The sequence below is a fragment of the Desulfobacter sp. genome (assembly GCF_050177295.1).
Map to the genome: position 1 here is coordinate 1 of NZ_JBFXHE010000196.1, position 8,013 is coordinate 8,013.

Here is an 8,013-nt window from a genome sequence, read left to right on the forward strand (position 1 = left end):
TGGTGCCCAGGAACAGAATTGAACTGCTGACACGGGGATTTTCAGTCCCCTGCTCTACCGACTGAGCTACCTGGGCTCATAGTTTACTAAAATTAATCAAATTTTGAGTTTCTGTCAATACCTTATTCGTCTGCCAGAAGTGTCACCCTTGACTCAGACGATACTACGAAACTGGAAAATCTGGCAGTATATATAACGTACCTCTTTGGTATAACTCACATGGGCTGCAAGCCCACAACGAATAATGAAACTAAGGACACCGACAATGCGGGGCTAAAATGGGCACCGCAGGCGCTTCGCCTTGTTCCTAAAGCCATGATATTTGAAACGGGGCCTTGACCATCGTTTCAGCCACTTGAGAATTTTTGGCATTGCCCCAATTCAGAAACCCATATCGTTACAGGTGTTTCGATAAGTATTCATGATTCAATAATCACGATTGCCCAAAGGATGATCAAGGCCTGAAAAGGCGACTTAAACCCATAGGTGGCTACAGACCGTAAGTCTGTGCTGAATATGGAGCAGGATCTGAAAGCCGTTTTGACCTGTGCCGGATTCGGTAATTTTACAACCCAGCGTCTTGATACGCAATTTGCTTATCGTGTGCTGTTGCTGTCTGCGGTCAAAATATAAAAGTCGCCATGATACACATGACGGCTGTGTTTGAACGAAAACTCACCCATTTTTTAATTTTTTTGTGCCTTGCATATAGGCTCGTTTTCATCCAAACACGGGTTTTCGGTTGGGCATTATTTAAAGCTTTAGAAGAAATTACATGGCGTCAAAAGCCTCGTCCGGGATATCTGCGTTGGTATAAAAATTTTGGACATCATCGTTGTCGTCCAGGGCCTCCATGAATTTGACCATTTGCTCGGCTTCTTTGCCTGATACGGCTGTGATGTTCTGGGGAACCATGGAGATTTCAGCCACCTCATAAGGGATCTGTGCGCCATCGATGGCATCCTTGACCGCATCAAAATCTTCGGGTGCAGTGAGCACATCAAAGCTGTCGCCTTCGTCTTTAATATCTTCTGCCCCGGCGTCAAGGGCCACTTCCATGAGGGTGTCTTCGTCTGCATTTTCCTTGGAAATGGTAATCACACCCTTTTTATCAAACATCCAGGCCACGCAACCGTCCGTACCCACATTGCCGCCTGCCTTGTTAAAAATATACCTGACATCGGCAATGGTCCGGTTCTTGTTGTCCGTGAGGCATTCCACCATCACCGCCACACCGCCGGGCCCGTACCCTTCATACATGAGTTCCTCGTAATTGACCCCGTCCATGTCACCGGTGCCTTTTTTAATGGCCCGGTCCACATTGTCCTTGGGCATGTTCTGGGCTTTGGCCGAGTCAATGGCACGGCGCAGGCGGGGATTGGCCCCAGGATCACCCCCGCCCATGCGGGCGGCCACTGTAATCTCCTTAATCAGCTTGGTAAATACCTTTGCCCGCTTTTTATCGGCCGCCCCTTTCTTATGTTTGATGGTCGACCATTTGCTATGTCCTGACATGGATGTTGCCTCCTTATTATTTTTTATCTTTTCCTATGATATAAATTTCTTTACTTTGTTTTCTGCAGCTTTCGGGCTTAAATACCCGGCACTCCTTAAACGCGGCCTTCACGTTCTGCTCAAATGTTTTGAAGTCGTCTCCCTGGAAGATTTTGCACACAAAACTACCCTGAAAAGCCAAATTTTTCAAGGCCGTGTCAAGGGCCATGCGGCACAGCTCAACGGAGCGGATGGCATCCACATCTTTCCTGCCCGTGGTGGCCGGGGCCATGTCACTGATCACGGCGTTAAACGCACCGGCATGGGATTCAATAAACGCCGGGTGTTCGGGGTTAAGAATGTCATCCTGGATGGTTAACGCATTGGGCGGCAGTCTTGTTTCAACCGCTTTTAAATCAATGCCAAGCACGCGGCCCTGATCACCCACAAGTTTTGCTGCGTAAAGGGTCCAGGAGCCCGGTGAGCACCCAAGATCAAGAACCATGTCCCCTTTTTTGATAATCTGAAATCTGTTTTGAATATCTTCAAGCTTAAACACGGACCGGGCAGGATAGCCCATGGATTTGGCCTTTTGTGTGAGATGGTCCGCCCACTGGCCGGTTTTGCCGCCCTTGCCCGCAGGCTTTGCTCCTTTTATTGTTTTTTTTTTACCCTTCAAACAAAACCTCCACAGCATCCCTTAAAAAACTGACGCTTTCAATGGCCATGCCTTTTGTTTTTGACAATTGCTTCATGGTGGCCGTGGGAACAAGACACCGTGTAAATCCCATTTTGGCGGCTTCTTTAATCCTGGCCTGGGCATGGCTTACGGCCCTTATCTCGCCGGTAAGTCCGATCTCGCCGATCAGGGTGGTCTCCTTGTGCACTGGGCGGTCCAGAAAACTTGAGGCAAGCCCGGCAGCAATGGCAAGATCAGCCGAGGGTTCGGTGATGCGGACCCCGCCCGTGACATTCATAAAAATGTCCAGACCGGCCAGATTCATGCCCAGGCGTTTTTCCATCACCGCCACAATCAGGGCCACCCGGTTGCTGTCCAGTCCTAAAACCGTGCGCCGGGGCGTACCAAGTCCGGAGGTGGAGACAAGGCCTTGTATCTCCACCAGAATGGGACGGGACCCTTCCATGCTGGCCGTGACCACGGAGCCCGGGGCCACGATAGCCCGTTCAGACAAAAATACAGCCGACGGGTTAGGCACCTGGGTCAATCCCTGGTCCCGCATTTCAAACACCCCGATCTCATTGGTGGACCCGAAACGATTTTTCACGGCCCGAAGAATACGAAAAATATGGTTTTTATCCCCTTCAAAATAAAGCACCGTGTCCACCATGTGCTCCATGATCCTGGGGCCTGCAATGGCACCGCCCTTGGTGACGTGTCCCACAAGAAAAATGGGAAGCCCCACGGTTTTGGACAAGCGCATGAACTGAATGGATGCTTCTCTGATCTGGGATATGCTGCCCGGCGTAGAGGTGACCTGGGGGTGAAATACGGTTTGAATGGAATCCACAACCATGGCGTCATATTGATCTTTTTCCGCCATGGCAAGAATCGCCTCAAGATCAGTTTCAGACACCACAAACAAAGAACTGCCCAAAGATCCCAGGCGTTTGCCCCGCATGGAAAGCTGGCCTATGGATTCCTCGCCCGATACATACAGACATTTTTTTCCGGATTTTGCCAGGGTGGACACCACCTGGAGCATGAGCGTGGATTTGCCGATCCCGGGATCTCCGCCAATAAGCACCAGGGAGCCGCCCACAATACCGCCGCCCAGGACCCGGTCAAATTCATTGATACCGGTGCCCATACGCAGGGAAGAGGAGATCTCTACGGATTCAATGGGTACGGGCCTGGCTGCAATGGCAGGTCTGCCCGCACCAGCCACACCCGGGGTCCGAACCACCAGGGTCTCTTCGATAAGGCTGTCCCAGTCACCACAATCCGGGCACTGGCCCATCCATTTAGGCGTCTGGGTTCCGCAGGTTTTACAGCGGAATATGGTTTTATCTTTCTTTTTTGCCACGTCCTAATTTTGTCCAACTGGTTGAAAATCGGGTGAATATATCATGATATCTTATCCCTATCAAGCGCGTATTATTCCTGTGTTCCGGGCAATCACATGTAAAAAACAACATCCCCAATATGCCGGCTGCACTTAACCCGCCGCGGACATAAAGAATCCGATTCCAGCTAGGTTGCCGGAAATCGGATCCTTTATGTTCGCCAATGCGAGCCAAGGCGCGTACGCCGGGAGGCCGGGAGGGATTCGTCCTATATGCCCAATTTTTTTTCCAGTTCGGCCACGGCCAGGGTGGTCTTGATCACCGTGTCCGGATTAAGGGACATGGTCTCGATGCCGCATTCCACCACAAATTGTGCGAACTCCAGGTAATCGCTGGGGGCCTGGCCGCAGATGCCCATGTACTTGCCTTTTTTTACGGCGGTCTCAATCACCTGGCGGACCATCTTTTTCACCGCTGGATTGCGCTCGTCATATACATGGGAGACAAGGGCCGAATCCCGGTCCACGCCGAGCACCAATTGTGTCAGGTCATTGGTGCCTATGGAAAAGCCATCGAAAACCTCCAGATATTCTTCGGCCAGGATGACGTTGGACGGTATCTCGCACATGCAGATCACTTTGAACCCGTTTTCCCCCTGGCGCAGGCCGAATTCGGCCATGGTCTCTATCACCTGCCTGGCCTCGTCCAGAGTACGGCAGAAGGGAATCATGACCTGGACGTTATGAAGCCCCATGTCGTTCCTGATTTTGAGCATGGCCTTGCATTCCAGGCCGAAGGCCGCCTTGTATTCCCTGGCGTAGTAGCGCGAGGCCCCGCGCCAGCCGATCATGGGATTTTCTTCGTCCGGCTCGAACTGGGCGCCGCCGATGAGGTTGGCGTACTCGTTGGTCTTGAAATCCGAGAGCCGGACAATGACCGGTTTGGGATAAAAGGCTGCGGCCAGCATGCCCACGCCCTCGGCCAGCTTGTCCACGAAATAGTCGCTCTTGTCGCTGTAGCCGATGGTCATGTCCGCTATGGCCCGTTTCAAAATCTCGTCGCCCAGTTCCTCGTACCTCAACAGGGCCAGGGGATGAATCTTGATATAAGAATTGATGATGAATTCCTCACGGGCCAGGCCCACCCCATGGTTGGGGATAAAGCTCTTTTCAAAGGCCTGCTCCGGGCTGGCCAGGTTCAGCATGATCTTGGTTCTGGTCTTGGGCAGGTTTTCCAGGTTCGTCTCCTTGATCTCGTAGGGCAGAAGTCCTTCAAACACGTAACCCGTGCTCCCCTGGGAGCAGTCCACGGTCACTTCCTGGCCGGTTTGCAACCTGGTGGTGGCGTTGCCGGCGCCCACGATACACGGGATGCCCAGCTCACGGCTGACAATGGCCGCGTGGCAGGTGCGCCCGCCCCTGTTGGTGACGATGGCCCCGGCGATCTTCATCACCGGTTCCCAGTCCGGGTCTGTCATGTCCGTGACCAGCACCTGTCCCTTCTGGAATTTGGAAATCATCTGGGCGGACTTGATCACATTGACCTTGCCCTGGCCTATGAGTTCGCCCACGGACTGGCCGGTGCACACCACCTCGCCCTTCTCCTTGAGGTGAAATTCCCTGAGAACGGCCATGTCCTTCAAGGTATGCACCGTCTCGGGCCTGGCCTGGACGATGAACAGCTTGCCGGTCTCGCCGTCCTTGGCCCATTCGATGTCCATGGGTTTAAGGTATCCGGCCTTTGCCGAATAGTGGTCCTCAATGGCGCAGGCCATGCGGCCCAGCTCCACCACCTCGTCGTCCCTGAGCACCAGACGGCGGCGGTCCTCGTCCGGTACAGCCACGTTCTTGGTGGGCTGTTTGGCATCCGTGGTGTAGATCATCTTTATGGCTTTGCCGCCGGTCTTTTTCATGATGATGGGCTTGAAGCCCTGCTTGAGCGTGGGTTTGAACACGTACCATTCATCCGGATTAACCGCGCCCTGGACCACATTTTCCCCCAGTCCGTAGGCACCGGTGATGAACACCGCGTCCCGAAAGCCGGATTCAGTGTCTATGCTGAACATAACCCCGCTTGAGGCCAGATCGCTTCTGACCATTTTTTGCACGGCAATGGACAGGGCTATGGAAAAATGGTCGAAGCCCTTGTCTTCGCGGTAGGATATGGCCCGGTTGGTGAACAGGGAGGCAAAACAGCGGTGACAGGCGTCCACCAAGTCTTCCACGCCACGGATGTTCAGATAGGTGTCCTGCTGCCCGGCAAAACTGGCGTCCGGCAGGTCTTCGGCCGTTGCCGAGGAACGCACGGCCACATCCACGTTCTTGCCGTATTCTTCTTCCAATCTGGCATAGGCTTTGGCTATTTCCTTATACAACGCGCCTGGAAATTCCAGGCTGCGGATCAGATTCCTGACCCTGGCCCCGCGTTCCTGAAGGTTGTCCATGTCATGGGTGTCCAGGTCGGACAATATTTCCCGAATCTTGTCCATGGCCTTGGATTTTTCCAGAAGATAGGTATAGGCATGGGCGGTGACCGCGAATCCGTTGGGAATACTCACTCCCTTGGGGCTCAAATTGCGGTACATCTCGCCCAGGCTGGCGTTCTTGCCGCCCACCAGGGGCACGTCGTCAATGGTCAAGTCCGTAAACCAAGCCACTAACGGCTTCTGATCTTTATGCGTATCTTTGCCCATTTTTACCTCCGATTTTGTTCAGATTAATGATATTCCCCAATCTGTCAGGCTGTTAGAAAAATGCCGGATGTTTTCGCGGCAACGAGGCTGTTAGCGCTTTATCGGCAGCCTGAGTAAGAACTGCGTTATTGTATTCCCCTGGGACTTTTATGGCAAGGGAATGTGGTAAATTGGCGGATTTCCATAAAATCACTTTTTTTTCACAAGGGTGCCCATGTAGTTGTCCAAAGCGGCCTGGATGGTGCGGGCGGCCAGGGTGGTGCAATGAAGGTCGGCTTCCGGCAGCCGGCCAATGGCGGCAAGAACGTGGTCTGCGGTGATATCAGTCAATTCTTCCGGGGTTTTGCCCAGGGTCAGTTCTGCGGCAAAGGACCCGCTGACCATGGAAGAGGCACACCCGTCGGTAAAATAGGACGCGTCTGCCACCTGGTTGTCCTTAAACTTAAGATATATTTCCATGGTGTCCCCGCACTCTCCGGTTACCCGGCCCCATCCATCAGGGTTTTCCATCCGGCCGTTGTATTTTGGGTTTCGCCAGCGGTGAAAACCTTTTTCACCTAGAGCCTGTTTTGCCTCATCAAATATCTCCTCCTGGAGCTTGTCCAGAAATGCGTCAAGATTACTCACTGTCATATCCTTTCTGCTTAAGTTCCGGTCTGCACCGGACATCCTGGTTTTTTACCGGGCACAGTTTGTCATAAACCGGCCCGGTTGTCATCTTTTTGGGGTAAAAATCAGTGCTGACGCATGAATTTAAAAAATAGCAGGCTGAGGAGATCTTGCCTCCTTCCTTGAGAAGGCTTCAACCGTTTTTAATCCCAAAAAGCATTTTTCATCACGCCGATATCTTTAATAACTTTGGCAAGCCGATCTGAGTATCGAGCCGAAATGTTGAACACATGGCTCAGGCGCATCAGACCATGGTATCCTTTCATGACGTTCCAGTCATACGAGAAACAGTTCTCGTACACATATCCATGATGTTTTTCAACAAGGATACAGCTTTCAATGTACCAACGGGTTGGTGTCAAAGGGTAAAAAATATCATGCGTCAACACTGAATGAATGTAAGGCGAAATTGAAAATTAAATGCTCATTTATTGTTTGTTTTTTGGGTTGAATTGATTATAGGTAATGAATCACAGATTCTCTACCGATTGGAACTTCGACATAAATGGACAAAAGCGAGCTGGTTGATAAAATCTGGGATGAAAAAGAGAGAGAAATCTTTGAAGCGCTTCAGGCAGGAGAAAAAAGAGCTCAATACGGCCAAAAGCTGCTGGAACAGCTTTCGGAAAAACTACAGGCCCAGTACGGCAAAGGGTCTTCCTCCACCAATTTGAAATATTTCAAAGCCTTTTACCAGGACTATCCGGACCGGCTTGTCCCAATGGGTCACCCACCGGGTGACCCATTCAAATTACAGGCAACAGGTCACCCTGTGGGTGACCCATTGGAAACAGGCAACGGCTTTCACCCGGATTTAAGCTGGTCCCATTACCGGGTGCTGATGCAAATTGAGAATAAGAAAGCCCGGCAGTTTTACGAAAAAGAGACCGTGGCCGGAACCTGGAGCCGGCGACAATTGGAACAGCAGATCAACTCCCTGTTTTACGAAGGAATTTTGGATAGCAAGGATAAAAAAGGGATGCTGGCCCAGGCCAGAGCGGAGACAGCTGGTAAGAATCGAATAGTGTAACGCCATACCTTAGAATCAGTGACGAAATACTGTAACGGATATATCCCGCCGCAATACCCCGCCAATCAATAAAATAAATACCCCGCTATCCCGCCAATACCCG

At 51.8% G+C, this 8,013-nt stretch carries 8 protein-coding genes and 1 tRNA gene; 2 read left to right on the forward strand and 7 right to left on the reverse strand.

Features of this window, described 5'->3' with window-relative positions; genetic code table 11:
• A tRNA-Phe gene (locus tag AB7U36_RS13955) sits at nucleotides 1-76 on the reverse strand.
• A 410-nt stretch (nucleotides 77-486) separates the two neighbouring features.
• Between AB7U36_RS13955 and AB7U36_RS13960 the strand changes: the two genes are divergently transcribed.
• Entirely contained in the window at nucleotides 487-633 is a 147-nt protein-coding gene (locus AB7U36_RS13960) for a hypothetical protein (RefSeq protein ID WP_428160354.1), read from the forward strand.
• A 138-nt stretch (nucleotides 634-771) separates the two neighbouring features.
• Here AB7U36_RS13960 and AB7U36_RS13965 read toward each other — a convergent pair whose 3' ends face one another.
• The 6 genes from AB7U36_RS13965 to AB7U36_RS13990 form a co-directional block, all read right to left on the reverse strand.
• Entirely contained in the window at nucleotides 772-1,515 is a 744-nt protein-coding gene (locus tag AB7U36_RS13965) for a YebC/PmpR family DNA-binding transcriptional regulator (protein ID WP_428160355.1), read from the reverse strand.
• 16 nt (nucleotides 1,516-1,531) lie between these two features.
• Nucleotides 1,532-2,173: an SAM-dependent methyltransferase gene (locus AB7U36_RS13970; protein ID WP_428160356.1), complete on the reverse strand. Its 642-nt coding sequence runs from the start codon at nucleotides 2,171-2,173 to the stop codon at nucleotides 1,532-1,534.
• Nucleotides 2,163-3,539, reverse strand: a complete 1,377-nt coding sequence (gene radA, locus AB7U36_RS13975; protein WP_428160357.1) for a DNA repair protein RadA — start codon at nucleotides 3,537-3,539, stop codon at nucleotides 2,163-2,165. The genes AB7U36_RS13970 and radA overlap by 11 nt, the downstream gene beginning before the upstream one ends.
• Nucleotides 3,540-3,787: 248 nt before the next feature.
• Nucleotides 3,788-6,211, reverse strand: coding sequence for a phosphoenolpyruvate synthase (ppsA, locus tag AB7U36_RS13980; RefSeq protein WP_428160358.1), 2,424 nt, complete (start codon nucleotides 6,209-6,211; stop codon nucleotides 3,788-3,790).
• A 189-nt stretch (nucleotides 6,212-6,400) separates the two neighbouring features.
• A complete protein-coding gene (locus tag AB7U36_RS13985; protein WP_428160359.1) occupies nucleotides 6,401-6,844 on the reverse strand; it encodes an iron-sulfur cluster assembly scaffold protein in 444 nt (147 codons plus the stop codon).
• Between the two features lie 179 nt (nucleotides 6,845-7,023).
• Entirely contained in the window at nucleotides 7,024-7,182 is a 159-nt protein-coding gene (locus AB7U36_RS13990; RefSeq protein ID WP_428160360.1) for a hypothetical protein, read from the reverse strand.
• Between the two features lie 203 nt (nucleotides 7,183-7,385).
• On the opposite strand from AB7U36_RS13990, the gene AB7U36_RS13995 reads away from it, so the two are divergent.
• Nucleotides 7,386-7,910 carry a DUF1016 N-terminal domain-containing protein gene (locus tag AB7U36_RS13995; RefSeq protein WP_428160361.1) on the forward strand — a complete coding sequence of 175 codons (525 nt, stop codon included), beginning with the start codon at nucleotides 7,386-7,388 and terminating at the stop codon, nucleotides 7,908-7,910.
• Nucleotides 7,911-8,013 lie beyond the last annotated feature (103 nt).

What these genes read in the sequence shown, in the direction of transcription:
- AB7U36_RS13985 (WP_428160359.1), bottom strand. Translation starts at nt 6,844, where the DNA reads ATGACAGTGAGTAATCTTGACGCATTTCTGGACAAGCTCCAGGAGGAG.
- AB7U36_RS13965 (WP_428160355.1), bottom strand. Translation starts at nt 1,515, where the DNA reads ATGTCAGGACATAGCAAATGGTCGACCATCAAACATAAGAAAGGGGCG.
- AB7U36_RS13995 (WP_428160361.1), top strand. Translation starts at nt 7,386, where the DNA reads ATGGACAAAAGCGAGCTGGTTGATAAAATCTGGGATGAAAAAGAGAGA.
- ppsA (WP_428160358.1), bottom strand. Translation starts at nt 6,211, where the DNA reads ATGGGCAAAGATACGCATAAAGATCAGAAGCCGTTAGTGGCTTGGTTT.